The following is a 23650-nucleotide window of genomic DNA, read 5'->3' on the forward strand; positions in this document are numbered from 1 at the left end:
CCAAGGAGTTGACTGCCTGTTTTGTCTTCCTAAGACCGCTTGGCCCTCCGACTTCTCGCGGCGGGCGCGGTGCTGGCGGGCGCCGCCGCGTTCGCGGCGGGCCTGGCGGCGCGGCCGGCCGGGCTGGTTCTGGCCGCGGCGGCTCCGCTGGCGCAGCTGCGAACGGCGCAACCGCCGGCGGGGCCGGGCATCCCGCATGCCGCCGGACCGGAGGGGGCCTCGGCGGCGCTGCTGCCCTCGGCCACCGCGGCGCCGTGGTGGATCGCGCTGGCCGCCGTTTGCCTGCTGGGGGCGCTGACGCCGGGCCGGATCTCGCTCGACGCGCTGCTGACACGCCTGCGCGGCCGGCGAAGGACCCTTCGGAGCGGGGCGAATGCGGTTTTCGAGGACGAGCGGATCGGCAGACGGCCTGAGGAAGCTCCGCCGCTCCCCTATCCTGGGGGGAGGGTCGAATCGACGCGGCCCTCCCGTATCTGACCCGGTGTCGCCGGAGGCCCCCAAGCCCGCTCCCTCTGGTCGGCCTGTGTCACGCACCGAAGGGGAATAGCCACGCATGTCCGCCGCCGATGAGGGCTCGGTCGCGAAGCTCATCGAGATCGCCCATCCGCCGACTCCCCGGCAACGGATCGCCTCGTGGGCCTCGCGGCCCCCGGGCCGCCTCTACATCCCGGCCTGCGCGGTCGTGGGTCTGGTCCTGCTGTACGAGGACAGCGTGCCCGGCGGGCACCTGCCGACCTTCGTGCTCGGCATGGGCGGCGGAGCACTGCTCGCGGCCATGGGCGCGCTGCGCCTGGGCATCGCGTTGAGCATCGCCCGCCCGATGATCGTCCGCTACTGGCTGCGCTGGACCACCGCGCCGCTGATCGCCGCCGCCGCCATCGCGCTGTCGCTGACCGACATCCCGCTCCAGGCGCGGGTGGACACCTCCGCCGCGGCGCTCAAGGACGTCGCCGCCACCGCCCAGCCCGCCACGACGGCTCCCCTCGACACCTGGGCGGGGCTGTACCCGCTGAAGTCGGTGTCGGTGACCGACGACGGCGTCACGCGCTACACGGTGCGCGGAGCGGGGCTGCTGGACTCCTCCGGGCTGGCCTACAGCGCGGAGCCGCTGCCCACCGACGTGTTCGTCAAGGGCCACGGCGGCATCGTCTACGAGCACATCAGCGGCCCCTGGTACTCCTGGACCGAGTACTGACCGCGCGGGTTCCCCGCACCGCCGTGCTTCTCCTCACGCCCGGGTTTTCCCGTTTTGCGGGCCGTGTCTCACCCTGCCTTTATCCGGCGCCGATAGACAGGGATGCGACAGGTTCTCCTCAGGGACGGGAGATTGCGATGAACGAGTTCATGACGGCACTGCACCTGCGGATCTACGACGCCGTCAGCGCACTGCACGAGGCGCGCGAGCACGGCGACACGGACCTGTGCCTGCTGCAGGCGGGTGAGCTTGAGGACCTGGTGGAGATCGCGGCGCGGCACGGCGTCGACATCGACTGCGGCTACGGCGAGCTGGCCGACGCCGCCTGAGCGCCGGCCCGCGGCGCGGGGCCCGTTGTACGGGGGCGGCCCCGCGCCCGGCGCCGGCCGGACCGGCGAGTCCGGGCGGAACACGAACGAGGGGGAGGCGGCGCGCCGCCTCCCCCTCGTCGTCTCCGGTGGCCGGAGCGGGTGCCCGTCAGCGCCGGCCGCCGCCCTTGCCGCGACCGCCGCCGGAGCCGCCCGTGCCGGAGGCCTGGTCGCCGGTCTGCCGGCCGCGTTCGGCCGCGGCCGCGACGGCGCCTTGGACCTGCTGGAAGGCGTCGTCGGCCGCGTCGGCAGCATCGGCGGTGTCCGCGGAGCCCAGCGACCGCCGCTTGCCGCCGCCCCGGGCGTTGCCGCCCAGATCGGGCAGGAGCTGGGCCAGCAGCAGCGTCGACAGCGCGGAGGCGTCGCCGCTCTGACCGTCGGTGCGCACCACCACGGGCTGCGGAGCGTGCTCGGCGAGGGTGGCGCCCACGTCCAGGCGGCGCCTGGCCAGCTCGTAGCGCAGGACCGCGCGGTTGTCGCGGTAGGAGGTCGCCAGTCGGCGCTGCGCCTTGGCCTCGTTCTGCGCTGCCACGAGGTCGGACTTGCCGCGGGTCTCGATCTCGAAGCGGACGCGCTGGGCCTCGGTCTCCTGCTCCTCCAGCATCTGCGCGACGTCCTTGCGGGCCTTGTTCAGCGCCGCGTTGACCTCGACGATCTTCGCGTCGCGGGTCTTCTTGGACCGCTCGATGTCCATCAGCAGGGTGTCGATGCGCCGCTTGCGGGTCAGCTCCCACTCCTGCTCGTAGGCCACCAGCTCCTTGGCGACCCGCTCGCGGGTGGCCAGGTGCTGCTGGTACTGGCTGGGCAGCTGGACGTCGGGGATGTTGCAGCCCATGATGCGCACGCCGTAGCGGCTGAGCTGGCGGTTGAGCAGCTCCTGCATGTCGGCCACGTCGGAGCCGCGCAGGTCGTAAGCGCTCTCGGTGAGCACCTGGCGGCTGCGCTGGCGGATGGCGTCCTGCACGGCGTTGGACAGCACCAGGTCGAAGTTGCTGGCGCCGATGCTGCGCACGAACGCGACCGCATCGGTGATGCGGAACTTCAGGAAGAACTCGATCGACTTCAGAGGCACGTTCTCGTGCGTGGGGCAGGCCAGAACGGGCGCGGTGTAGGGGATCTCGGTCGAGATGTCGACCACGAAGTCCACCCGCGACCAGGGGTGCCACAGGTAGTGCCGGCCCGGGTCGAGCTGTCCGGCGACGGCACCGTACTTGGTGAGCACGCCGACGGTGCCCTGCTCGATCTCCACGATCGAGGAGCGCCACCACCACAGCAGGCCGAGCATGAGCGCACCGAGCGCGAGCGCGAACGCCGGGATCGCCGCCCAGGACAGGAGGAGGCCGCCGACCACGCCGAGCAGCAGCGCGGTCAGCAGCATGTAGAGCGCGAACCACACCAGGGCGGTCCACTTCAGGCCGCGGCTGTCGCGCGGGATGACCACGGGCACCAGCGCACCCTGGTCGCCGCCGCGCAGCAGACGCGCGATGTCGTTCCAGGAGGCCAGCGCCTCCTTGATGCTGGAGCCGCCGGTGCCCGGCTCGGGCTGGTGCTGGCTCATCGGTTGCCTCCCTCGTCCGTGCCGGGCTGGGACCACGGCGGCGCGGGCGGGCCCTCAGGCGAGGGGAACTCCCCCGGCTGCGGCGCCTGCCGCTCGGACCGGCCCGGCGCCCCTCCGGCGGGTGCCGCCGGAGCGGAGCCGCCGAACCGCGGCGCGGACGCGCCGCCCTCGGGCTCCTCGCCCGCGGCCGAGCTGATCCGGTCGTCGATGGTCTCGTCGCTGACCGACTGGCGGATCTCCTCGATCCGGTCGGCGTTGGGGACCTCGTCGGGCTCCGCCGGCTCGACGGTCTCCTCGTCCTCCTCCAGGACCCGGGAGATCTCGGCCTCGCGCTCGGCGATGCGGTCGGAGATCTCGTGCAGGCGGGAGCGGATGGCGGCCATGTCGTCGTCGGTGAACAGAGTCGCCTCGGCCTCGCCGATGATCCCCTGCGCCACGCGCAGGAAGTCGACGCTGGTCTCGTCGCCGCCGCCGATGTGCAGCACCTGCGGCAGGCTGTCGGCGACCGACTCCAGCTTGTCCAGCAGGTCCTGCTGGTAGCGGTAGTTGAGGATCTCCGGGGCCTCGGCCGCGCTGACCGCGCGGATGTCCAGCGCCTGGGCCTCCAGCAGCGCGGCGTTGGCGTTCGCGGTGCTCTCGGCCTCGACGAAGCGCTGACGGGCCTGGGCGCGGGCCCGGTTGGTCTCGCGCTCCAGGGCGGTGTCCATCTGCGCCTGGTACTGGGCGATGTCGGCCTGGATTGCCGAGAGGGTCTCGTTCAGCGAGGCGAGCTCCTTGTTGAGGTCGCCCTCGTTCTGCTCCTTGCGGAGCTGGAGCTCGTACTCGTAGGTGTAGGCCTCCTTGGCCACCCGCACCATCTCCGGCGCGGCCAGGTCCATGCGGTACTCCTTGCTGGAGGGCTCCGCGTGGGTGATGTTGGCGTTGGTCAGCCGGACGGCGGGCAGGAACTGCTGGTTGAGCTGCTCCAGCAGCCGCGCGGTGTTCTCACCGACCATGTCGTAGATCTCCGACGCCTGCTGGTCGTAGATCAGGCTGCGGGTGACCTCGCTGATGGCGTTGTTCAGCTTCTCCTGGAAGCCCTGCACGGCGCCGAGGACGAAGATGAACTGCTCGGGGTCCTCGATCTTGAACTGCACGAACAGGTCGATGGAGGCCTGGACGCCGCTCTTGGTGGGTGCCTCGCGGATCGGCGCGTTGAACGGGTACTCGCGGGTGGTGTTGACGATGTAGGAGACCCGCTTCCACGGGTTGAGCAGGGTGACGCGGCCGGGGCCCACGACCTGCTCCAGCTTGCCGAAGCGGGTGATCAGCGCCGCGCAGCCGTCGGGCACCATCACCATGCCCTGGCGCCACCACATGAAGGCCGCGAACAGCAGCAGGACCACCCAGAAGTGCACACCGAAGAACGGGTTGAGCAGCGGGCCGGTGACCGCCGAGACGGGGAAGGTGACGACCTGGCCGACAACGCCGACCACCAGCAGCAGGATCACCGGCAGCATGGTGGTGAAGGTGCGCCCGCGCGGGATCACCATGGGGCAGATGACGTGGACCGGGCCGCCGGAGCCGCGCTCGTAGGAGCTGCGGTTCAGTGCCTCGCCGGCGTTGTTGAGGGAGGAGCTCTGCTGCTCGATGCGGGTTCCCACCGAGGCGCCCTGGTCACGAGCGGCCAGGAAGTCGCCCGGATCGAGGCCGAACCCCTCCGCCGCATCGCCGAGCGCGTCGGACACCGCCTCGCGTGGGTCGCCCCCTTGGGCGATCGAGGAAGCGGCTCCGCGCACCGTCTGCGCGAAGGACATAGGTATCGACTCCTTGCTGGTTGCGGAACTGCGGATTCGACGCGGGCATCGCCTCTGCGGTTCCGCGGCTCCTGCTGAGAGTGCAGGCATCGTCCCACACCGCCAGGTGCCGACCTGTGGCCGGACGATAACCATCCTCTATCCATGTCCGAAACACGTGTCCAGATCCGGCCAGGCCACGCGCCCCGCCGGCCGGGGACACCCCGCGGCCTCCGAAGCGCGGGCCGCCCGGCGTCGGGTTCGGGGCGTGCCGGGGTAGCGTCGTCTCCGAAGCGTCGGGCCCGGGGCGCCCGCCCCGGGCCCGCGCAGTTCGCCAGACGACGGGAGATGGACGATGGCTTCGGTTCCCAGCAGCCTGCTGACCACCGCCGGCCTGATCGGCGGGTACAGCGTCGCGCGCGCCACCGGCAACCGGCGGTTGGGCGGTGCGGTTCTGGCCGTCTGCGGCGCGGGCGCGTTCGCGAGCTGGCGGCGCAGCGCCGGACTGCCCGCCGCGACGGCGCTGTCGGCGGTCTACACCGGGGCGTTCGGCCTCTCGCACCCGCTGTCGAAGAAGCTGGGCGCATGGCCGTCGGTGCTGGCGGTGACCGCCGCGACCGGCGCCGCCGCCCACGTGGTCGCCGACCGGCGGCGCGGGCGGGCCTGACGGCGCGGCCGAGGCGCGGCGCGCGGTGTGCGGTAGCGGACCGCCCCGCGCACCGGGCGGCTCAGCCCTGGGTGATGTAGGCCTCCAGCTGGCGGCGGTCCTGCTCCAGCTGGCTGATGCGGCTCTTGACGACGTCGCCGATGCTGACGATGCCGACGAGCTTGCCCCCGTTGAGCACCGGGACGTGCCGGATGCGGTTCTCGGTCATCAGCACAGTGAGGGTGTCGTCGGTGTCCTCGGTGGTGCAGGTGACGACACCGGTGGTCATGATGTCGGAGACCGGTGCCCCCAGGAGCTCGGGACCGCGCCGGTCGAGCGCGCGCACGATGTCGCGCTCGGATGCGATGCCGACCACCCTGCCGTCGTGCATCACCACCACCGCGCCGATGTTGTCTGCGGCCAGCCGCGTGAGCAGTCCGGCCACCGACTCCCCGGGGCTCACGGACACGACGCCGGAGCCCTTGTCCTTGTTGCGCAGAATCTCAGCGATCAGCATGCGGCCACCTTTTCGCGAAGGGTGACCATGGGTTACCCCCTGAGCACGGGGACTAATCGGACCCGTCGGCCCCGGCGGGCGAGAGAGCGCTCTCTCGCCCGCCGGGGATGTGCCCTGCGACAGATGCGGGGTACGGGGGTGCCTAGAACGGGGTCAGGGAGACCTCGAAGGACGCCGGGGCGTGGTCCTGGATGTAGGACGCGAAGCCCGAGACGTCGTCGAACGCGAACCCGTAGGCGCGCCCGTCCTCGGTGGCCTCGTGGAACACGGCCGCGTACTTGTTGTGGATGTCGTTGTTGTAGAAGGCCGACGCCTCGGCCACCGGGTGATCGGCGGTGTTGAGCAGCGTCGCCCGGTTGAACGCCGCACCCAGGATCGCCGCGACCGGCCCGGTGATGCCGTCGTTGGGGGCGACCAGGGCGCCGTCGCAGAAGAACACGTCGCGGGTGGAGGGCTTGGCGATGGGCGCCACGCCGCCGTCGAACGCCAGCTGCCCCGACCCGTTGACCCGGCCGGTGAACGTGCCGGCGTTGGTGGTCACCTTCAGGTCGGTGCCGCTGTAGCGGGACCACACCTGCTCGATGTAGGGGTCGAAGTAGTCGGCGGCGAAGCGGCCGGAGTCGATGCCGTGCCCGGGCGCGATCACCCGGCGGCGGTCACCGACCACGAGCGGGGAGTAGTCGGGGTCGTTGAGCATGGCGTCGAAGACCATGTCGCGCCCGCCGGGCTTGAGCCGCCCGGTGGACTGCTCCTGCTCCCCGCTGAGCGCGATGGCCAGCGGGACGCTGAACTGGTCCACCATCGAGGTGTTGCAGTACATGCCGGAGTCGTCGTGGGTGAACTCCACCGTGTCGTGCAGGACGCCGAAGCTGGGGTCGGACTTCACCCATCCCGCCGGGTACTGCAGGGCGGGGTTGCCGTTGCCGTCCTCGACGACCTTGAAGCGCAGCTTGTCCTCCAGCGCGAGGTAGATGCGCCCGGACATGAACGGCAGGGTCAGTCCGCCGGCCTCGCTCAGCGGGATGGCGTAGTCGGTGTAGCCGCCGTCGGTGTTGTCGGAGAGCCGGACCGGGGCGAAGGTGCCGTCTGCCTTGACCCGGCCCTGCTTGCCCGTGGCGGTGTCGGTGCCCACGATGTAGAGGCGCACGGCGCTGTCGGGGTAGCCGCTTTCGTTGGTGAAGGACACCGGCAGCGCGCCGGCCGAGGCGGCCTTGTCGCCGGCGGTCAGCTTGGCGCCGCCGGTCGATGCGCCGCAGGCGGCCGAGCCGAGTATCGGAGCGGCCAGGGCGGCCCCTCCGGCGCCGCGCAGGAACGAGCGTCGGTCGAACATGTGGTTTCCCTTCTTGCGGGGTTGGGCGGGCGGGCGCCGCGCATGAGCGGGCAGGCGCGGCGGCCGTCCGCACGGGGGTGCGGCCGTGTCCGGTCCGGCGTTTCGGGGCCGGACCGGCGGCCGCGCGGAGCGGGCTCTCGACGAGCCCGCGGCACCTCGGGGTGCGCCGGCCCGGTCTAGGAGGCCGGCGCGGTCGGCGGCCCCGGGCGCGGTCGGGGGGCGCGGCCGGCGGGGCGGCGGCCGCGTGCCGGAGCGGCCGCGGAGGCGGGCGGCGCCGGTGGGCCCGGCGAAGCGGGCGCGCGGGGGCGGGGCTGGGGGCTGTCCATCTCGTCTTCCTCGGGGCAGGGAGTCAGCAAGATGCTCGGATTCTGTTCAGGTGTGTGGGGGCACGGCGAAGGCGCCTGTCGCCGGGATGGCCCCGCGGAGGCGGCCGAGCCCGGGCCGACCCGCTCGACCACCGCGGATGGGCCCTCTCGGACCGCCGACCGACCGCCACCAGGAGGACCGCGGGGGTTTCCAGGCCAACGGGCGCCTGTGCGCTGCACCTGAACGCTGTTTTGTGTGTGAACGGTTGGTTTCGGTCGGTTATGACCCCCGATGCTAGAGAGCCGACGACCACGACGCAAGGAACCCAGGTGACAGGGGCACTCCCCCGACCATCGTGCCCCTCGCGCCACACCGATCCGGCGGGCTGCCGGAGCGGCGGGGGGCGGCGCCGGAGCCCGGACGGCGTCGGACTCGTCGCGCGCCGTCCCCTGACCCCCTGGTCCCCTGTCCCCTGTCCCCTGTCCCCTGTCCGGGAGCGTCCTCAGGCCTCGCTGAAGATCCTCCGGTAGGCGCCGGGTGTGGTGCCGAGATGCGTCTTGAAACGGCGGCGCAGATTGACCGCCGAAACGAGTCCGACCCGGGCGGCGACGGCGTCGACCGGCAGGTCGGTCTGCTCCAGCAGGACCCGTGCCGCGTCGAGGCGCCGGCCGAGCAGCCACTGTCCCGGGCTGGTCCCGAGCTGTTCGGTGAAACGCCGGGCGAGCGTCCGGCTGGACAGCCCGGCGCGTTCGGCGAGGCGGTCGAGTGTCAGCCGGGCGTCGATCCGGGAGGCGGCCCACTCCAGCAGCGGCGCCAGCGAGGCGTCAGCACCGGCCCGTGCGGGCTGCTCCGGCGGTGCGGCGTACTGGAGTTGGCTGCCCTCCCGGTGCGGCGGCAGGACCATGTTCCGGGCGACCTGGGCGGCATACGCCGCGCCGTGGTCGCACCGGACGAGGTGCAGGCACAGGTCGATGCCCGCGCCGGTTCCGGCGCTGGTCGCCACGTCGCCGTGGTCCACGTAGAGCACGTCCGAATCGACCTGCACCTCGGGGTAGGCGGCGGCGAATTGGGCGGCGCGGCGCCAGTGGGTCGTGGCGCGGCGGCCGTCGAGCAGTCCGGCCTGAGCGAGGACGAACGCCCCCGTGCAGATTGCGGCGATCCTCGCTCCGCGCCGGTGGGCCGCACGCAGAGCCCCGGCGACGGTGTGCGGCACGGGTGCGCCGGGGGGCTGCCGCCCGGGGACGATCACGGTGTCCGCCTCCAGCAGGGCCGCCGGCCCCGCGTCGACGAGCATCGCGTAGCCCGCGGTGGTCTGCACGGGGCCGGGCCGCTCGGCGCAGACCCGGAAGCTGTAGCGGGCCGGCGCGTCCTGGTGGGCGGTGCCGAAGACCTCGGCGGCGCAGGCGAGCTCGAAGGGCGACTGAGGGGCGGTGACCAGGGCCACCACCCGATGGAGGCTCATGGCCATAATGTACCCCTGGGTGTCTTTCCAGACTCTCGGCCGGAAGGCCGGCCACCGGTCACAGTGGTCCCATGAGTGCAACCCCGGAAACGCGAGTGCTGAGGACCGCCGTCCAGGTCGGCGGCGAATCGGCCAGCTACCTGACCGTGGAGCGGGACGGCCCGGTCGTGCTGCTGCTGCACGGCACGTATTGGAGCCGGGTCTGGCTTCCGGTGCTGGGCCGCCTCGCGCAGGCGGGCCTGCGGCCCGTCGCGGTCGATCTTCCCGGGCTGGGGCGTTCGGGAGGCGAGCTCACCCTGGAGACGGCCGCGGTCCCGGCCCTCGCGGAGTGGGTCGCGCGGTTCACCGCCGCGCTCAAGGTCTCCGGGCCCGTCGCCGTGGCCGGTCACGACATCGGCGGCGGCGTCGCCCAGCATCTCCTCGCCCGCGGTCGGCTGGAGGTGTCCCGGCTGGCACTGCTCGACTCGGTCACCTACGACTCCTGGCCGGTACCCAGCGTGGCCCGGTTCCGGGACCCGGAGGCCGTCGCGGCGACCACCGCCGACGAGTTCCTCGCCGCACGCCGGCGTGTGGTGGCGGCGGCGCTGGCCGGGGCCGCCACCGAAGAGCGGATCACCGACTATCTGGCTCCCTGGAGCGCCGCCCGCGTCCGCCGCTCCAGGATGGCCATGGCGGGCGCGGCCGACAGCCGCTACACCCGCGACCTCGTTCCCGCGCTGCAGCGATCCGCGACGCCCAAGCTGCTGGTCTGGGGCGAGGACGACGGCTTCCAGAAGGTGGAGTACGCCGAGCGGTTCGCCTCGGAGATCCCGCAGACCACGCTGGTGCGCGTCCCCCGAGCGGGCCACATCCCCATGGAGAACGCGCCCGGCCGGGTCGCCCGCGCCCTTGCCGACTTCTTCACGGCGTAGCGGCACCGGCGGCAACGGCAGAAGGGGGGACCCGACCACGGCCGGATCCCCCCTTCTGCACCGCTACTGCGTGCTCACTCCGCCGGACGCGGCGCCGAACGCGGCTCCGCCCGGTCTACCGGCGCAGTGCACTCACTCGGAGGGTGCGGTATCCCCCGAGCCACCCGACCGGCCACTCTCCATCCAGTACCGCTGAAGTCTGCCCACCGCCTCTTCTTTGCTCATCTGTGCGATCTCGGTCTCGTCGAGACCGAGGTTGGAGATCAGCAAACGGACGAGATCGGCGGGCAAAGCCTCCGCGGGGGGCACGGGCACGCCCCGATGGGGAACGGCTCCGTCTCGAACACAGGCCCAGAACGTGGCTTCGTCGACGTCGAGTTGGTCCCGGAGGATATGCGCCCACATGCTCCTGCCGTAGTCGGTCCGATCCACAGGCCGGGACACCCGCGTTCTCAGGATCCGACCATCCGGCAAGTCCAGTTCATAGGTCAGGTGATGAGTGCCCGCGCCGCTGCGGGCGTTCCTGACGCGGCGCCACCCTTCCGCCTTGCAGAAGCGGTCATGATGCTCGCGTGTGGGTTGTGGCCAGGTCACCGCGCCTTGCCCACCAGCCAGTCGCGCAGCTGCTCATCGTCGCTGAGGCTGATCAATTGGACCAGCCCCCAGTTCTCGCGATGGTTGGGTGCGTCCAGCAGGTGGTCCTGCCAGTCCTCCGCGTACTCCCGCAGGGCGTCGACCATTTCAGTGAGGGCCTCCTCGAAGGAGGCTCCGTCTGCGGCCACGGGCAACCCTGGAATGAAGACGGACCATCCTTCGGCCTCAGGTACCACCTGCGCACGCGAGGGAGTGACTGTAGCAAGGTAGTGGCGCAGTCTCTCAACGTCCACAACAGCGGTTCGGGCCGACTCGCGGCGCACCGTGGCGACTCGGCCCCTCTCCGCCGCGTCAAGGATCGCCTTGAGGTGGGCGCGGGCTTCGGAATAACTGTCGTAGTGCACAGTCGTCATGGCGATACCTCCATCGGGCCCTGCTCTCAGCTTGTCATCGACCAGTAAGTACGTCAAGTACGCTACGTACCTCTGCTTGTCGCGCCGAGTCCGCGCATGGCTCACCGGCTCTGGATGCGGGGCTCGCGCTGAAGGCGACGCCGTTGCGCGCCGAATCCGGCAGATCACCAGATTTAGCCACCCCTGTTGCAGCGAATGCAGCGATGTTGCAGCGGGGAACAGCGGGCCGCAAGCGCTTTGCAATGGGCAAGGGGGATCCGACCGCGGTCGGATCCCCCATTTTGCGCTGCTATTGCGCAGTCAATCCGCTAGTGCGGACGCTGCATCGATCGCAACGTCGCCTGTTCGCCTGGTTCTAGCTGCAGCCGCTGGTGGAGCCGCAGCCCTCGCAGACATAGCAGCTGCCGGACGGCCGCATCTTGGTGCCGCAGGTGACGCACAGCGGGGCGTCGGCCACGAAGCCCTGGCTGCGCTCGACCAGCTCGGTGGTCGTGTGCGGCTCGTCGCGCTCCTCCGCCGCAGCGGCGGCGCCGGGACGCTCGTCCTCCTCTGCCGCGCGCTCGGCCGGGGTCAGCGGTGCGGACTGGGCGTAGGACTCGACCTGGGCCGCGACCTGGGCGGGGTCCTCGCCGTTGGCCATGGCGCGGCGCTCCTCCGCCGAGAGGACGCCCAGGGCGGCCCGCTCGTCGTAGGGCAGGTGGTCCAGCGCCAGGCGGCGGAAGATGTAGTCGACGACCGACTGCGCCATGCGGATGTCGGGGTCGTCGGTCATCCCCGCCGGGTCGAAGCGCATGTTGGTGAACTTGTCGACGTAGGTCTCCAGCGGAACGCCGTACTGCAGCGCGATCGAGATGGCGATGGAGAAGGCGTCCATGACGCCGGCGAGCGTGGAGCCCTGCTTGCCGAGCTTCATGAAGACCTCGCCGAGGCCGTCGTCGGGGTAGGAGCCCGCGGTGATGTAGCCCTCGGCGCCGCCGACGGAGAAGGACACGGTCTCACTCGGCCGCTTCTTGGGCAGTCGGCGCCGCACCGGGCGGTTGACCTCGATGACCTCCGGCTCGGGCTTGTCCTGGGCCTTGCTCTCGGTGGAGGCGGTGGACAGCGGCTGGCCCACCTTGCAGTTGTCGCGGTAGACCGCCAGCGCCTTGAGGCCCAGCTTCCAGCCCTGGAAGTAGATGTGCTCGAAGTCCTCGACGGTGGCCTCCTCGGGCACGTTCACCGTCTTGGAGATCGCGCCGGAGAGGAACGGCTGCACCGCGGCCATCATCTCCACGTGGCCCATGGGCTGGATGTAGCGCTTGCCCATGGCGCAGTCGAAGACCTCGTAGTGCTCGGGGCGCAGTCCGGGAGCGTCGACGACGTGGCCGTGCTCGGCGATGTACTCGACGATCGCCTCGACCTGCTCCTCCTGGTAGCCGAGGTTGCGCAGCGCCCGCGGGATGGCCTGGTTGACGATCTGCATCGACCCGCCGCCGACCAGCTTCTTGTACTTGACCAGCGAGAAGTCCGGCTCGATGCCGGTGGTGTCGCAGTCCATCATGAAGCCGATGGTGCCGGTGGGGGCGAGCAGGCTGGCCTGGGCGTTGCGCCAGCCGTTCTTCTCGCCGGTCTTGAGGCACTGCTGCCAGGCCGTGGTGGCCGCGGCGGAGACGGCGCGGTCCATCGCGCCCACGGTGCGCAGGTCGTCGTTGGCGGCGGCGTGCTTGCGCATGACCCGCTTGTGGGCGTCGGCGTTCTTGGCGTAGCCCTCGTAGGGGCCCACCACCCCGGCCAGCTCGGCGCTGCGCTTGTAGGCGGTGCCGGTCATCAGCGAGGTGATGGCGCCGGCCACGGCGCGGCCGCCGTCGGAGTCGTAGGCGTGGCCGGTGGCCATCAGCAGGGCGCCGAGGTTGGCGTAGCCGATGCCCAGCTGCCGGAAGGCCCGCGTCGTCTCACCGATCTTCTCGGTCGGGAAGTCGGCGAAGGTGATGGAGATGTCCATCGCCGTGATGACCAGCTCGGTGAGCTTGACGAAGGGGGCGATGTCGAAGCTGTCGTCCTCGTCGAGGAACTTCAGCAGGTTGATCGAGGCCAGGTTGCACGACGAGTTGTCCAGGTGGACGTACTCCGAGCAGGGGTTGCTCGCGGTGATGCGCCCGCTCTCGGGCGCGGTGTGCCAGTCGTTGATGGTGTCGTCGTACTGCAGCCCCGGGTCGGCGCACTCCCAGGCGGCCTTGGCCATGCTCGCGAACAGGCGCTTGGCGTCCACGGTGGCCAGGACCTCGCCGGTGGTGCGGGAGGTCAGCCCGAAGTCGGAGCCGGACTCCACGGCCCGCATGAAGGAGTCGGAGATCCGCACCGAGTTGTTGGCGTTCTGGTACTGGACGCTGAACATGTCGGCGCCGCCGAGGTCGACGTCGAACCCGGCGTCGCGCAGAGCGCGGATCTTGTGCTCCTCGCGCGCCTTGGTCTCGACGAACTCCTCGATGTCGGGGTGGTCGACGTCGAGCACGACCATCTTGGCGGCGCGGCGGGTGGCGCCGCCGGACTTGATGGTCCCGGCCGAGGCGTCGGCGCCGCGCATGAACGACACCGGGCCCGAGGCGGTGCCGCCCGAGGTCAGCAGCTCCTGGCTGGAGCGGATGCGCGAGAGATTCACGCCCGCGCCGGAGCCGCCCTTGAAGATGATCCCCTCTTCCTTGTACCAGTCCAGGATCGACTCCATGGTGTCGTCCACGGAGAGGATGAAACACGCGCTGACCTGCTGCTTCGAGGCGGTTCCGACGTTGAACCAGACCGGGGAGTTGAAGCTGAAGTACTGGTTGACCAGAGCGTGCTTGAGCTCGTGGTCGAAGATCTCGGCGTCCTCGTCGCTGGCGAAGTAGCCGGCGGCCCTGCCGGTCTCGGTGTAGGTGCCGGCCACGCGGTCCACGAGCTGCTTGAGGCTCCACTCGCGCTCGGGCGTGCCCAGCGCGCCGCGGAAGTACTTGCTGGCGACGATCTGGGTCGCGTTCATCGACCAGGACGCGGGGAACTCCACGCCGCGCTGCTCGAAGTTGACCGAACCGTCGCGCCAATTGGTCATGACGACGTCTCGGCGCTCCCACTCGACCGCGTCGTAGGGGTGGACGCCGGGCCGGGTGAAGATGCGCTCCATCTTCAGTCCCTTGCGGCGGTCCTTCCCCTTGCGGGCCGGCCCGCTAGCGGTCTCAGTCATCTCGCTCCCCCTGCTCCTCGTCGCGTACCCGGTTCAGGCACCCATCCGCCCGGCCGGATGCGGTGCATCGTGCTCGCCTCGGCCGTTCTCCGCGGCCCAGTCCTGGTCAGCCCAACTCCTCTTTTCCGTCCTCGGCCGGCTGCTCCCGTTCCGGCCCGCTGCGCTCGCGCCCCGCACGCAGCAACTCGATCTCCTTCTCGAAGTCCGCCAGCGACTCGAAGCCGCGGTAGACGGACGCGAAGTGCAGGTAGGTCACCTCGTCGAGCTCGCGCAGCGGGCCCAGTATCGCCAGCCCGATCTCGTGTGCGGGCACCTCGGCCACGCCCTGGGAGCGGATCTCCTCCTCGACCCGCTGACCCAGCTGGGCCAGCTCGTCCTCGGTGACCGGCCGACCCTGGCAGGCCCGCCGCACACCCGCGACGATCTTGCTCCGCGAGAACGGCTCGGTCACACCCGAGCGCTTGGCCACCATCAGCAGGACCGTCTCCTGCGTGGTGAAGCGGCGCTCGCACTGCGGGCAGGACCGCCGCCGCCGGATGGCCGAGCCGTCCTCGGTGGAACGGCTGTCGATCACCCGGGAGTCCGGATTGCGGCAGAACGGACAATGCACGCCGACGCGCCTCCCCCGACTCGGCTGGCTCCTCCCGGCCCCGGACCGCCGCGGTGGCGCGGCCCGCTGTCGCGGGACGCGCCGTCCGGCGGGCGCTCCGGTGGTCGGCCCCCGTTCGCAGACCGCCTGCGCGACAAGCGATCCACGAGGATCAGGTACCTACTAAAGCACAATTTCTAGGCTGCTTGTTCCAAGGCGAGCACTAGATGTTGTGGTTAACCTACGACCGCCCTACCCACTACGCAAGTCCCTGAAGCGGGTGGCGCGCGAGTGCTGCAGGTCATCGTGCGCAAACCACCTGGCGTGGCCGGATGGGCCCTGTACGTACCCGTACGCGCGGCCGCTCGCGTGTGCACATGCCCACAGCCGCGCCCGGCGCGCCGCGGGTGCGGCGACGGCGCGCGACGGCGGCGCCGGCAGGCCCCGGAGCCTGTCGCGGGAGGCGCACAGCTGCCGCTCGGCCGGTCGGGCGCGGGGATCAGTTCGGCGCCGGTCGAACGGGTGGCCCGGGCGACCGGTCGGGCGAGTGAGACGGCCACCGCGGCGGCGGCCGGTGGACACCCTACTCGTCCTGCGCGCCCCCGGCCCCGCCCCACACCGATCCGGACCGAGCGGCCCCGGCGCCCGGGCCCCTCAGGTGGTCTCGCGGGGGCGCCAGTTGCGGCCGCGCCCCGCCTTGCGGACCTTGCGGGGCGAGCGCCGCGTGTCGGCGTCCTCGTCGCCGCCCGCACTCTCCTCGGCGTCCGGTGGCGCCTCCTCCGGAGAGGGCGACTGTGCCGTCTCGGAGGAGAACTGCGTCGCCTCCGGGGGCCGGGACGGTGCGGGGGCCGCCCCGGGAGCGGCGGCGCCCGCACCGGTGCCGGTGCCAGGCGAGTCCGGGGCCGCCGCCCCCTCGGACGCGGCGGCCCTGGACTCGGGTCCGTCTCCGCCGGACCCGTCGCCGCGTTCAGCGGGACCGAGCCGCGCCGACCGCATGCGCCGGACACGCGCCGCGCGTGCGGTGGCGTCCCGCCTCCGGTTTCCGTCCTCGCCGGCGGTCGGGGCCGTGGCCGTGTCCGACTCCCCGCCGTGCCCGTCCGCCGGTGCGGTCTCCCCGTCCGCCTCGGCCGGCGCGGCGCCCGAAGCCCGGGCGTCGCCGGCCTCGCCGCCGGAGCGCTCCGCCGCCCGTCGACCGAGCGCGCCGGCGGCGGGAGTGGCGGACTCTTCGGAAGTCCTCAGGTGCTCCTGCCGGGATGCGCCGGACTCTTTCGAGCCGCCGTCGGCAGGGGTGCGGTCCCGGGCGGTGCCGCCGCGTCTGCGTAGCGGGCTCGCGGGCCCCGCGGCGGGCGCATTCCGCAGCGGCAGGGGCGACACAGGCCCCGCCGGCGCGCTCTCGGATTCCCGGTCGGCGGTCGGGACCGCCCCGTCCGGACCACCGGTGCCGTCCGCATCCTCGGCGTCCTCCGCCGACGCGGCGAGGTCCGCACCCGGGGCGGGCTCAGCGCTCACCGGCCTCTCAGCGGCGGCCGACCGCGCCGCTTCCCGCCTCCGCGAGGCAGCCGCCTCCTCCACGCCCGTCATCGGCGTGCTGCCCTCTGGTCCGCCGACGGCCGAGGCGGGCCCGGCCGCCGCTGAGCTCTCGGCGGCGGCCGGAGCCGCTCGACGGTTCCGCAGGCGATCGGCTGCCTTGGCTTCCTGCGTCGACTCGGCCGCATCCGGTTCCGCGTTCGCCGCCGAGGCGGACGAGCCGGCATCCGACCCTCCGGTAGCCGAGACGGCCTCCCCGGCGGCGGGCCGCGGCTCCGGACGCGCCGTCCCGCCGGCGGCGGACGGCGCCGCCTCCTCTTTCTCCGTCTCCTGTTCCTTCGCCGCCTGCGTCTCCGGGCGTGAGCGCGGCGGCGAACCCGCTGGGGTCGAACGCGCTCTCGGAGCCTGCGCCCGCATCCTGCGGGCCGCGCTTCCGGTCCCGCGCGGCGCGCAGCCTCCCGGCCTTGGCGGAGCGGGCGGGGGCGGCCGCGGCAGCGAACGGATCGGACCCCGCGGACTCTGCAGATTCCGCGGACCCGGCCTGCCCGGCCGAGGCGGCGGCCGCGTCCGAATGCGCGGTCTGGGAGGCAGGCGGCGCCGCGGCGGAGCGCGGCCCCGCCTCGTCGGTGGCGCGGGAGCGGAGCCCCGCCGCCTCCTGCGCGTGTGCCGTCCCATCGCTCCCGTCGGCCATGGCGCCCTCGCCGGGCTTCCGCGCCGTCCCGCTCGCGGCGGCGGACGCCGAGGACCGGGCGGCGCGCGGCCCCGCGGGCCGGGCGTGCCGGTGGGCGCGGACCGCGGCGACGACCTCGCTCTGGCTCGCCCCGGGCCACGAGGCGTGGTGGAGCGTGTTCAGCGGCGGACTGGTCTCGGTGATGAGGCCGTCCTCGGCGATCTCGCAGCTGCCGCCCAGCGGCCAGCGCCCGATCACCACCGCCGTGACCCCGCGCCGCTGCCCGTGCAGCAGCAGACCGGACAGCGCCGCCTCGTGCTCCGGGTCGCTGGTGGTGACGAGTACCAGGGGGCGGCCCTCCGCGGGGCGCTCCGGGTCGTCGGCGCGCTCGTGCAGCTCGCGCTGGAGCGCCTCCAGCGCCTCCTCCGCGGACTCCACGATCCGCACCGGCTCGCAGGGGTGCGCGGTGAGCACACCGTACGCCTCGGGGCCGAGCAGCCGCACGGCCTGGGAGGCGGTCATCAGGATCTCGGCGGGGCGCTCCGCCGCGTCGCCGAGGGCGTTGACGACCAGGCGCCGGGCCGCCGCCCGCGCCCCGGGGCCGGTGATGCCGATCCCCGGCACGTGGTCGAGTTCGACCGTCACCCGGGTGTCGATGCCGGGTTCGGGACGGCCCGGCACCGCAGGCAGGGCGGGCCGCTCGGGATCGCGCCGCGCCCAGCGGGGCAGCGACAGCCGCATCGCGGGCATGCGGACGCCGCCGCGCCCCAGTACGTAGCCGCCCGCGATGCCGGCGAGGGCCAGCGCCGACGCGGAGGCGGCGTCGGGGACCTCCAGCATCACGACCGGCCCGCCGTCCCCGCCGGCGGGTTCTCCGGCGGAGGCGGCGCCGCCCGCGTCGTCGGGCTCGGCGTCCGCGCCGGCACCCCGGGCGCCGACGGCGGCCGCGGCCGCGCTCCCCGCTTCCGAGCCGCCGCCCGCAGCCTCGGCGGCCTGCTCGTCCTGCTCGGCCTGGTCGGCCTGCTCGCCCCGGCCCTCCGCCGCTCCGGTGGACGCCTCCGACGCCGCACCTCCGTGGCCACCGGACTGCCCGGCGGACACGCTGTAGACGATCTCGATCCGGCGCTGCGCCCGGTCGTCGCCCGAGCGCGGGTCGTGGGAGCCCGCACCCGCGGTCTCGATCTCGGGAGCGTCCTCGCCCAGCTCGCCGCGCAGGTACTCGGCGGCGCTGTCCGCCCGATCCCTGGACAGGGCGAGGTTGACGTCGTCGGGCCCGGTCGCGTCGGTGTGGCCGACGATGCGGACCGTGGTGCCCTCGCCGCCGAAGTCGCGGACGAGACCGGCCACACCGGAGAGGTCGTCGCGCATCGGCCCGGTGAGCTCCGCCGACCCGAAGGCGAAACCGGCGACGGTGCGGGAGCGCTCGACCGCCGATCCCGGGTCGGCGACCGGTGTCTGGGGCGCGCCGCCGCCGTCCGGGCCGGTGTCCTCGGGCCGGCCCGCGCCGCTGTCGTCCTCCTGGCCGGCGTCGGTCTGGTCGACCTGCACCGTGTCGGCCAGCGCCCCGGCGGGGGCCGCGACGGTGGCACCGAGCGCGGTGGCGGCGAGCACCTGCAGCGGGCCCAGCGGCCGGAACCGCAGCCCGCCGCCGCGCGCCCGGGCCGCGGCCTCCGCCGCGAGGGCCGCCGCGTACAGCCCCCACACCGCCCACAGCGCGCTCATCAGCACCGCCGTGGTCACGCCGGGCGGCACCGCGAGGCTGCGCAGGTGGACCGACGCGTTCTGCCAGGTGAGGTCGAGCTGGGGCCAGGACAGCACCCACAGCAGTAGGTAGGGAAGTCCGATCAGGACGGCCGACGCGAGCAGCAGCGCGCACAGCCGACGGAAGGTGCCCATGGTCGCCTCCACGGATCGCTACGGGGCGGGGGATTGGCTGTAGGGGCGTGCGCTCGCGGTGGCTTCCAGCGCCGCCGAGCCGAGGGGCAGGAGCGCGAAGTCGTAGGGGACGGAGCAGGTCACCGTCACCGTGTCGCCCTCGACGGTGACGGTCCCCGCCGCGCCGGCGTCGGCGAGGAAGGTGCGGGCGGCGGCCCCGGCGGCGACGGGGTCGAGGTCCACCTCCTGTGCGCCGGAGCGGTACTCCTCCCAGTCGATCTGCTGGACTCCGGCCCGCGCGGCCTCCTGGGCGAGCAACTGCGCCCGGCCGTGGGCGTGCAGCGCGCCGCCGCCGTCGAGGACCAGTCCCAGGCACATCAGGAACGCCGCGGTCATCACCACCACGAACGCGGTCGCCTGGCCCTCCTCCGAGCGCGCCTCCCCCGCCCGGAACCCCCTGAGGCTTCCGAGGCCGCAGCGGGCGCTCCGGGCGCTCACGGACGCCCCCGGAAGGTGTCCACGACGACCGTGGACTCCCCCTCGACGGTGTGGCTTCCGGGCACGTCCAGGCCGGAGAGGTCGCCGAGGTCCACGCGGCACGCCAGCACCGCGGTCACGGCGCCGCCGGCGGACAGCCCGCCGTGCTCCAGCCGGAGGTCGTAGTCCGAGCACGCCAGGCCCTGGCTGTCGAGGGCGGAGGCCGCGACCGAGGCGGCGGCCGCCTCGGCCCGGTCGGGGGTGCGCTCCAGCGAGGCGGCGCGGGCGGCCGAGTGCGCGACCTCGTCGGCGGTGGCCTCGGCGCGGGTGACCCGTCCGGCGAGGATCATCAGCAGCGCGAACAGCAGCAGCAGCGGTGTGAGGACGGTCAGTTCGAGGGCCATCGATCCCCGTTGGGAGTCGCGCCGCCTCACGGTGGGCCTCCTTCAGTCGCGGGCGCGCCGCCCTGACCGCCCGGGGCCGCGCCCTCCGGTCCGACGAAGCGTTCGGCGGGCCCGGTCAGCTCGTGGCGGACGGGCCAGGTCATGCCGGGGATGAGCGAGGGGACCTCGGCGGCGACGACCACCCGCACGTTCTCCGGCCCGCGTTCGACCACGACGCTTCGATGGGTGAGCAGCGTCCCGCCGAGGCTGTCGGCCGCCGCCTCGGCCTGCGCCTGGGCGCCGTCGCCCTCGACGGCGCGGGCGGCCTCCAGGCCGCGGCGGGCGACGGTGGCCGCGACGTGGTCGGCGTGCGCCCAGACCGCCGCCTGGACCACGAGCAGGACCAGCACCAGCATCAGCGGTGTGGCCACGGCCAGTTCGACGCTGCCGCGGTCGTCGCCGCGGCCGGTGTGCGGGCCCACGGTCAGTCCAGCGTTATCGAAGCGGCCTTGTCGGTCACCACGGTCGTGATGGTGGTCACCACGCCGAGGGCCATCACCGCCAGCAGCGCGATCACGATGACGGTCTCGGTGGAGTAGCCGGCATCGCCGCGGCCGCGCCAGCCGCGGTCGCGGAGCAGTCGGCGCAGGTGGTTCATCGGGGCTCCTCAGCGGGTCCGGAGTGTGGCGCCGCGGCGTCACAGGGCGGTCAGGATGTGCGATAGGGCCGGATAGCCCAGCAGGATCAGGAATCCGGCGAAGAGCAGCACGACGGGCAGGCTCATCCGCTCGGTCGCGGACTGGGCCTCGGCGTCGAGCTCGGCGAGGAACTGGGTGCGCAGCGTCTTGGCCTTGGCCGCGAGCGAGCCGCGCACCCGGGCGCCGTCCGCGCCGGCGAGCTGGAGGCTGGCGGCGAGCTCGGCGAACTCGTGCGTGTCGTAGTGCTCGGCCAGGTCGCGCAGCGCCGACCAGGCGGGGATGCGCCGCAGCGCGGCCACGCGAAGGGCCTCGCGGATGCGGCCGACGGCCCAGCCGCCCCCGGCGGAGGCGGCGTCGGTGAGTGCGCCGTTGACCCCGGCACCGCCGGCCAGGGACACGACGACGAGGTCGGCGAACCCGGCCAAGGCGTGGCGCATCTGCTCGCGGCGCTTGCGGGCCTCGTCGCGTAGGGAGAGGTCGGGCGCGAACCAGGCGACGGCGGCGAACACGGCCCAGGCCACCAGCCCCCACATCGTTCCGGCGTCGCCTCCGACCAGGCCGATCGGCACCGCCGCGAGCGGCGGCCCGGCCACGGCCAGCACCAGGCCCGTCGCCTTCTCGGCCAGGTAGGCGGAGGTGTCGCGCTCGCACACCGCCAGATCGCGGCGGACGCGCTCGCCCGGCAGGCCCAGCGCCGCGATCGCGGGGGCCCCGACGGCCCCGATCCGGGCGAGGGGGCCCTGGGCGGTGCTGCGGGCGCGGACCGTGCTCTGCTCGCGCGGCGGCGGGTCGGCCAGGCGCTCGCTCAGCGTGGGGCGGGAGAATCGGGTGGCCAGCAGGAGCCACAGGCCCAGGCCGACGGCGGTTCCGCCGATCACGGCCAGCAGCAGGGTGGGACCGTTCATGCGGTGACCTCCGCCGATTCGCCGGACGGTGCCGCGGACGCGCTGGGCGCGAGGACCCGCGGGTTCTGCCGGGGCCGGGACAGCCGGACCATCCAGGTCAGGGCCGCGGCCCAGATGGCGCCGGTCCCGGCGAGGACGGCCTGCCCGGTCAGCGTGCCGAAGGGCGCGAGATAGTCGGGGCTGAACAGCAGCAGGACGGCGGCCGTGCCGAGCGTGACGGCGATGATCATGCGGATGGAGGTGCGCACCCGCGCGCGGTTCGCCGCCACGCGCACCAGCATCGCGGCCTGCTCGCGGGCCGCCTCGGACAGCGAGCCCAGTAGGACGCCGAGGTCCGTGGCGTGCCGGGAGGCGGCCGTGGTCAGCGCCGCGGCCACCAGGTCGGCGATGGGGTTGTCGACCTCCGCCGCGAACTCCCCGAGCGCCGCCTGTGGTGACCGCCCCTGGCGCAGCGCCTCGGCGAGCCGGGCGACCTCGCCGCGGACGGGATCGGGGGCGATGGGCACGGTCGAGGCGATGGCCTGGTGCAGCCCGGAGGCGCCGGCCATCAGGTCGCGCAGCATCTCCGTCCAGGCCGCGACGGCCTCGACGCCGGACACGTGGTCGGCGTAGTGGCGGTCGGGCCCCAGCACCCCGGGCAGCCACCAGGCCCCCAGAGCCGCCAGCACACCGGCGACGGGCCAGCCCGTGAGCACCCAGACCAGCACGCCCGCCGCCACCGCGGCGGCCAGTAGCAGGGGGCGCCCGCTCAGCAGGAGCCCGCGCACCGAGGGGCCGCCGCGGCGCGGTGAGCGCGGCACCGAGAAGAAGGCGGCGAGCGCGATCCACAGGCCGGCTCCGGCCAGTGCCCAGCAGACGGCTGCGAGGGCGGCGCCGGCCGCTCCCCCGCTCATGCGACCCACCCGCCGACGCCCATGCCCTCGCCCAGCAGTGCGGCGTCGAACCCGGCTTGGGCGAGCGCGTCGGCCGTGGTGGGGCTCGGCGGCGCGGCCGGAAGCGGCGTGCCGTCCCGGTCGCGGCGCAGGATCTCGTTGGAGACGACCTGCTGCCCCTCGCAGCCCACGACCTCGCGGACGCTGGTGACGATGCGGCCCCCGGTGGGCAGCGCCGAGACGTGCACGACCAGGTGGACGGCCGCGGCCACCAGGGAGGCGGTGGCCTCCAGCGGCAGGCGCTCGGCCGACTGGGCGGCGTAGGCGCCGAGCTTGGTGAAGGCCCCCGCGGAGTCGGCGGCGTGCAGGGTGGTGAGGCTGCCGTCGTTGCCCTGGCTCATCGCGTTGAGCAGCGGGACGGTCTCCTGGCCGCGCGTCTCGCCGACGATGACGCGGTCGGGCGACATGCGCAGCGCCGCCCGCACCAGGTCGGCGATGGTGATCTCGCCGGCGCCCTCGACGTTGGCGGGGCGCGCCTGCAGCGCGACGCAGTCGGGGTGGGCCCCGACGTCGCGGTCCAGGCCCAGTTCGAAGACGTCCTCGATGGTGACCAGGCGCTCGGTGCGGGGGATCTCCGCGGCCAGCGCGCGCACCAGCGTGGTCTTGCCCGCGCCGGTGCCGCCGGTGACCACCATGTTCCGGCGGGAGCGCACGGCCGCCCCCAGCAGCGCCTCGGTGAGCGGGTCCAGGGTGCCCAGTTCGCTCAGGCGGCGCAATGTGGTGGTGGTGTGGCGGTGGCGGCGGATGGAGACGGCGGGTACGCGGGCGACGTCCATGATGGCGTTCAGCCGCTCGCCGCCGGGCAGCGGCATGTCCAGGATGGGCGCGCCGGGGTCGAAGCGCCGCTCTCCCGTCTCGGACTCCGCGGCGATGCGCCGCACCAGCGCGACCAGCTCGTCGGGGCTGGCGAACAGCGGAGGGCGGCGCTCGCGGGTGCCGTCGGCGTAGCGCACCCACACCTGGGTGCCGTTGCAGTTGACGTTCTCGATCGAGGGGTCGTCCAGCAGCGGCTGGAGCGGTCCCATGCCGCAGACCTGGGCGAGCGCGCGGCCGGCGATGACCTCCTCGGTGGCCGAGTCGAGCACGGCGCGGCCCTGGGAGAGCGCCGTGCGGGCGGCCTCGTCGAGGATCTGGGCGATGACGCGCTCGGCGTGGCGGCGGTAGTCCTCCGCACCCGCCTCCTCGCCGCTGAGCAGGTCGCTCAGGCGCCGCCCCGCCTCGGTCGTCACCCAGGCGGTCCAGGCGTCCTCGCGTTCGGCGCGGTCGGGGTCGGCGAAGCGGTCGAAGCGCCCGCTGTGCGGGGAGAGGTCGGTTTCGCTCACT

Annotated in this window: 23 protein-coding genes; 5 read left to right on the forward strand and 18 right to left on the reverse strand. The window is 73.5% G+C overall.

The genetic code is table 11. The features are described 5' to 3' along the window. Positions 1-69 precede the first annotated feature (69 nt). The 3 genes from ABEA15_RS23555 (at position 70) to ABEA15_RS23565 (ending at position 1524) form a co-directional block, all read left to right on the forward strand. Positions 70-477 (forward strand): hypothetical protein, encoded by a 408-nt coding sequence (locus tag ABEA15_RS23555; protein ID WP_345559135.1) that lies wholly within the window; start codon positions 70-72, stop codon positions 475-477. A 76-nt stretch (positions 478-553) separates the two neighbouring features. Next, complete coding sequence (locus tag ABEA15_RS23560; protein WP_345559137.1) at positions 554-1195, forward strand: hypothetical protein; 642 nt, start codon at positions 554-556, stop codon at positions 1193-1195. Between the two features lie 137 nt (positions 1196-1332). Continuing rightward, the gene (locus ABEA15_RS23565; protein WP_344147952.1) at positions 1333-1524 is read left to right on the forward strand and encodes a hypothetical protein; all 192 of its coding nucleotides are present in this window, start codon (positions 1333-1335) and stop codon (positions 1522-1524) included. A 148-nt stretch (positions 1525-1672) separates the two neighbouring features. On the opposite strand, the gene ABEA15_RS23570 is transcribed toward ABEA15_RS23565, so the two are convergent. Both ABEA15_RS23570 and ABEA15_RS23575 read right to left on the reverse strand, forming a co-directional pair. Continuing rightward, a complete protein-coding gene (locus ABEA15_RS23570) occupies positions 1673-3121 on the reverse strand; it encodes an SPFH domain-containing protein (protein WP_344147949.1) in 1449 nt (482 codons plus the stop codon). Beyond that, the gene (locus ABEA15_RS23575) at positions 3118-4917 is read right to left on the reverse strand and encodes an SPFH domain-containing protein (protein WP_344147946.1); all 1800 of its coding nucleotides are present in this window, start codon (positions 4915-4917) and stop codon (positions 3118-3120) included. Before ABEA15_RS23575 ends, ABEA15_RS23570 begins: the two co-directional genes overlap by 4 nt. A gap of 334 nt (positions 4918-5251) precedes the next feature. Between ABEA15_RS23575 and ABEA15_RS23580 the strand changes: the two genes are divergently transcribed. After that, the gene (locus tag ABEA15_RS23580; protein ID WP_344147943.1) at positions 5252-5563 is read left to right on the forward strand and encodes a hypothetical protein; all 312 of its coding nucleotides are present in this window, start codon (positions 5252-5254) and stop codon (positions 5561-5563) included. Between the two features lie 61 nt (positions 5564-5624). On the opposite strand, the gene ABEA15_RS23585 is transcribed toward ABEA15_RS23580, so the two are convergent. From ABEA15_RS23585 to ABEA15_RS23595, 3 genes are all read right to left on the reverse strand, one after another. Continuing rightward, on the reverse strand, positions 5625-6059 hold the full coding sequence (locus tag ABEA15_RS23585) for a CBS domain-containing protein (protein WP_345559141.1): 435 nt from the start codon (positions 6057-6059) through the stop codon (positions 5625-5627). Positions 6060-6201: 142 nt separating this feature from the next. Then, positions 6202-7389 (reverse strand): beta-1,3-glucanase family protein, encoded by a 1188-nt coding sequence (locus ABEA15_RS23590; protein ID WP_344147937.1) that lies wholly within the window; start codon positions 7387-7389, stop codon positions 6202-6204. An 808-nt stretch (positions 7390-8197) separates the two neighbouring features. Continuing rightward, entirely contained in the window at positions 8198-9157 is a 960-nt protein-coding gene (locus ABEA15_RS23595) for a GlxA family transcriptional regulator (RefSeq protein ID WP_345559143.1), read from the reverse strand. Between the two features lie 71 nt (positions 9158-9228). On the opposite strand from ABEA15_RS23595, the gene ABEA15_RS23600 reads away from it, so the two are divergent. Next, entirely contained in the window at positions 9229-10068 is an 840-nt protein-coding gene (locus ABEA15_RS23600; protein WP_345559145.1) for an alpha/beta fold hydrolase, read from the forward strand. A gap of 132 nt (positions 10069-10200) precedes the next feature. On the opposite strand, the gene ABEA15_RS23605 is transcribed toward ABEA15_RS23600, so the two are convergent. The 13 genes from ABEA15_RS23605 to ABEA15_RS23665 form a co-directional block, all read right to left on the reverse strand. Continuing rightward, positions 10201-10662 (reverse strand): cytotoxic translational repressor of toxin-antitoxin stability system, encoded by a 462-nt coding sequence (locus tag ABEA15_RS23605; RefSeq protein WP_345559147.1) that lies wholly within the window; start codon positions 10660-10662, stop codon positions 10201-10203. Next, positions 10659-11075 (reverse strand): type II toxin-antitoxin system HicB family antitoxin, encoded by a 417-nt coding sequence (locus ABEA15_RS23610; RefSeq protein WP_345559149.1) that lies wholly within the window; start codon positions 11073-11075, stop codon positions 10659-10661. The genes ABEA15_RS23605 and ABEA15_RS23610 overlap by 4 nt, the downstream gene beginning before the upstream one ends. Positions 11076-11430: 355 nt before the next feature. Continuing rightward, positions 11431-14271, reverse strand: coding sequence for a vitamin B12-dependent ribonucleotide reductase (locus tag ABEA15_RS23615; RefSeq protein WP_345559151.1), 2841 nt, complete (start codon positions 14269-14271; stop codon positions 11431-11433). A 106-nt stretch (positions 14272-14377) separates the two neighbouring features. Further along, positions 14378-14881 carry a transcriptional regulator NrdR gene (nrdR, locus tag ABEA15_RS23620; RefSeq protein WP_344147925.1) on the reverse strand — a complete coding sequence of 168 codons (504 nt, stop codon included), beginning with the start codon at positions 14879-14881 and terminating at the stop codon, positions 14378-14380. A gap of 633 nt (positions 14882-15514) precedes the next feature. Beyond that, positions 15515-15856 (reverse strand): hypothetical protein, encoded by a 342-nt coding sequence (locus tag ABEA15_RS23625; RefSeq protein ID WP_345559154.1) that lies wholly within the window; start codon positions 15854-15856, stop codon positions 15515-15517. A 520-nt stretch (positions 15857-16376) separates the two neighbouring features. Then, positions 16377-18953 (reverse strand): OmpA family protein, encoded by a 2577-nt coding sequence (locus ABEA15_RS23630; RefSeq protein ID WP_345559156.1) that lies wholly within the window; start codon positions 18951-18953, stop codon positions 16377-16379. An 18-nt stretch (positions 18954-18971) separates the two neighbouring features. Next, on the reverse strand, positions 18972-19430 hold the full coding sequence (locus tag ABEA15_RS23635; protein WP_345559158.1) for a pilus assembly protein TadG-related protein: 459 nt from the start codon (positions 19428-19430) through the stop codon (positions 18972-18974). Next, on the reverse strand, positions 19427-19843 hold the full coding sequence (locus tag ABEA15_RS23640) for a TadE/TadG family type IV pilus assembly protein (protein WP_345559160.1): 417 nt from the start codon (positions 19841-19843) through the stop codon (positions 19427-19429). The genes ABEA15_RS23635 and ABEA15_RS23640 overlap by 4 nt, the downstream gene beginning before the upstream one ends. After that, the gene (locus ABEA15_RS23645) at positions 19840-20274 is read right to left on the reverse strand and encodes a TadE/TadG family type IV pilus assembly protein (protein ID WP_345559162.1); all 435 of its coding nucleotides are present in this window, start codon (positions 20272-20274) and stop codon (positions 19840-19842) included. Before ABEA15_RS23645 ends, ABEA15_RS23640 begins: the two co-directional genes overlap by 4 nt. A gap of 2 nt (positions 20275-20276) precedes the next feature. Beyond that, complete coding sequence (locus ABEA15_RS23650) at positions 20277-20450, reverse strand: hypothetical protein (protein ID WP_344147914.1); 174 nt, start codon at positions 20448-20450, stop codon at positions 20277-20279. A gap of 39 nt (positions 20451-20489) precedes the next feature. Next, complete coding sequence (locus tag ABEA15_RS23655; RefSeq protein WP_345559164.1) at positions 20490-21395, reverse strand: type II secretion system F family protein; 906 nt, start codon at positions 21393-21395, stop codon at positions 20490-20492. Next, positions 21392-22288 carry a type II secretion system F family protein gene (locus ABEA15_RS23660; RefSeq protein WP_345559166.1) on the reverse strand — a complete coding sequence of 299 codons (897 nt, stop codon included), beginning with the start codon at positions 22286-22288 and terminating at the stop codon, positions 21392-21394. The genes ABEA15_RS23655 and ABEA15_RS23660 overlap by 4 nt, the downstream gene beginning before the upstream one ends. After that, positions 22285-23649 (reverse strand): TadA family conjugal transfer-associated ATPase, encoded by a 1365-nt coding sequence (locus ABEA15_RS23665; protein ID WP_386699751.1) that lies wholly within the window; start codon positions 23647-23649, stop codon positions 22285-22287. Before ABEA15_RS23665 ends, ABEA15_RS23660 begins: the two co-directional genes overlap by 4 nt. Position 23650 lies beyond the last annotated feature (1 nt).

It is taken from the genome of Streptomonospora halophila (assembly GCF_039542725.1).
Lineage (GTDB): Bacteria > Actinomycetota > Actinomycetes > Streptosporangiales > Streptosporangiaceae > Streptomonospora > Streptomonospora halophila.